Source organism: Actinacidiphila bryophytorum, assembly GCF_016916835.1.
Classification (GTDB): domain Bacteria; phylum Actinomycetota; class Actinomycetes; order Streptomycetales; family Streptomycetaceae; genus Actinacidiphila; species Actinacidiphila bryophytorum.
Genome location: NZ_JAFFIX010000059.1, coordinates 1 through 2,665 on the forward strand (window position 1 = coordinate 1; position 2,665 = coordinate 2,665).

Genomic DNA, 2,665 nt, shown 5'->3' on the forward strand with positions numbered 1-2,665 from the left:
CGGCTCGCCCTTCTACGTCAACGACCGTGTTCAGGACTGGCAGGCGCCGAGGGGATCCCGTTTGGCGGCCGTGAGTGCGTTCGGGTTCTCCGGGACGAATGCGCATGTGGTGATCGGCGAGGCACCGGACGCGGCACGGGAGCCGGTGGCATTGCCCGGCTATCTGGTGGCGTTGTCCGCGGCGTCGGTGCGGCAAGTCCGGGAACAGGCGCAAGCGTTGCTGGAGTGGTGCCGGGGCGATGCGGGCCGCGAAGCGTCGTTGGGCGATGTCAGTTTTACGCTTCTGACGGGTCGTCGGCAGGTGCGATCGCGGTGGGCCGCGGTCGTGCGCGACCGGGCGGAGCTGGCGTCCGCGCTGTCGGGCTGGTTGGAAGACGGCAGCGCACCGGGGGTGTTCGCCTCCGGCGGAGGAGCGGAAACCGGGCGCCGGTCAGGGCTGGCCCGCTACGGCGAGGAATGCCTGCGGGAGTGCGCGGCGCCCTCTGCTCTCGGCGGTGCGGAGTTCCGTGAGCGGCTGTCCGCCGTGGCCGAACTCTTCGTACAGGGGCAGGACTTCGACTTCGAGGCGCTGTTCGCGGGCGGCGGCTTCCGCCGGGTCCCGCTGCCGACCTACCCCTTCGACCGCCGCCGCTACTGGGTGCGCGAGGCCGCCGAGCCCAGCGCCGTCGCCGTCGAGTCCGCGGACACCTTGTCGCAGCGCAACACCTCCGACCTGCAGGCGTACCGCTTCACGACCACCCTGACCGGCGAGGAGTTCTTCCTCGCCGACCACCGCGTCGGCGGGCGCTCGATCCTCCCCGGCGTCGTCTCCCTCGAACTGGCCCGCGCCGCCGTCGAGTCCGCCCTCGGCGAGCCGGGCGCGGCCGGGCACAGCCTGCGGCTGCGCGACATCGTGTGGCCGCAGCCGCTGACCGCACCCGACGGCCGCACCGAACTGCACGTCACCCTGGAGCGGCGCAAGGACGGCGCGGTCGGCTTCACGGTGCACAGCGGCGACCGCGTGCTGGGCGACACCTCGGCGGTGCACTGCCAGGGCGTCGCCGAGCCGGGAGACCCCGGCGCACCCCGGATCGACCTCGGCGGGCTACGAGCCACCGTCGACCGCGACGGACTTCCCGCCGACGGCATCTACGCCGAGCTGCGCGCCCGCGGTATCGAACACGGCCCCAGCCTGCGCGGACTCGGCCGTATCCGGCTCGGCGACGACCGTGCCGTGGCACTGGCCGACGTCACCCGCCCCGCCGCCGCGCCCGCGCTGGCGCAGTGCCTGCTCCACCCGAGCCTGCTGGACGGCGCCCTGCAGACCGTCGCCGGGCTGACCCTCACGGCCGGGCCGGACGGCGCCCCCGCCGGCGTGCCCTTCGCCGTGGACACCGTCGAGGTCTTCCGCCGCTGCCCCGACCGCATCTGGACCAGGACCCGGCGCGGCACCCGCGGCACCGGGACCTACGACATCGACCTGTGCGCGCAGGACGGCACGGTGTGCGTACGGATCCAGGGGCTGCACCTGCGCGAAGGCGGGGTGCGGGACGAGGGCGAGAGCGTCTACGTCGTCCCCACCTGGGAGCCGACCGCCCTCCCCGCGGAGCCCTCGGCCCCGGCCCCCGACCTGCTGGTCGGCGCCGTCGCGGAGGAGCGGCTGCGCCGGGCCTGGCCCGCCGCCCGGACGCTGGACACCCCTGCCGCGGTACGGGCCATCGGCGACGGCACCGCCCCTCCGCTGCGCCACGTCGTCTGGTCCGCGCCGCCCACCCGGGGCGGTATCCCGCCGGCGGGCGCGCAGGACGACGGTGTGCTCGACCTCTTCCGGCTGGTCAAGGCCCTGCTGGCCGCCGGGTACGGGGATCGCGAGCTGCACCTGACCGTGCTCACCCGGCAGAGCCAGTCGATCTCGCCCGAGGATGCCTGCGAGCCCGCACACGCCGCCGTCCACGGCTTCACCGGCGCACTCCTCAAGGAGTACCCGCACTGGCAGGTACGCCTGCTGGATCTCCCGCTGTCCGACCCCTGGCCGTCCGAGGACCTCCGCCGTACACCCCGCAACGACACCGGCCACAGCCTGGCCTTCCGCTCGGGGTGCTGGTACGCGCAGCGCTGGCTGCCTGCGGCGCTGCCCGCGGCGGCGGGGAGTGGTATGCGGCGGGGCGGTGTGTATGTCGTCGTCGGTGGTGCCGGTGGTATCGGTGTCGTCTGGTCGGAGTACGTGGCCCGGGTCTACGGGGCTCAGGTGGTCTGGCTGGGGCGGCGCCCGCTGGACGAGGTGATCGAAGCCGATCTGGCCCGGGTGGCGGCCGTGGGTCCGCGACCGCTGTACGTGCAGGCGGACGTCACCGACCCGGCGGCAGTGGAGCGGGCGGCGCGCGTGGTCCGCGAACGGTTCGGTGCAGTGCACGGGGTGGTGCACTCCGGGCTTGTGCTGGCCGACCGCGGTCTTGCCTCTATGACGGAGGGCGAGTTCCGCACCGCGTTGGACGTGAAGGTCGCAGGCAGCGTCCACGTCGTCGAGGTCTTCGGCGGCCCCACGCTCGAACTGGTCCTGTTCTTCTCGTCGTTGAACGCCTTCCTGCGGGCGGCAGGGCAGAGCAACTACGCGGCGGGCTGCGCCTTCCAGGATGCTCTCGCGGCTCGGCTTGACCGGGAGTTCGCGGGCCGGGTGCGGGTGGTG

General features: G+C 73.9%; 1 protein-coding gene. It reads left to right on the forward strand.

The genetic code is table 11. The features are described from left to right. Positions 1 to 166 precede the first annotated feature (166 nt). Positions 167 to 2,665, forward strand: a 2,499-nt coding sequence (locus JT723_RS34540) for an SDR family NAD(P)-dependent oxidoreductase (RefSeq protein ID WP_372441418.1), incomplete at its 3' end; no start/stop codon positions are given.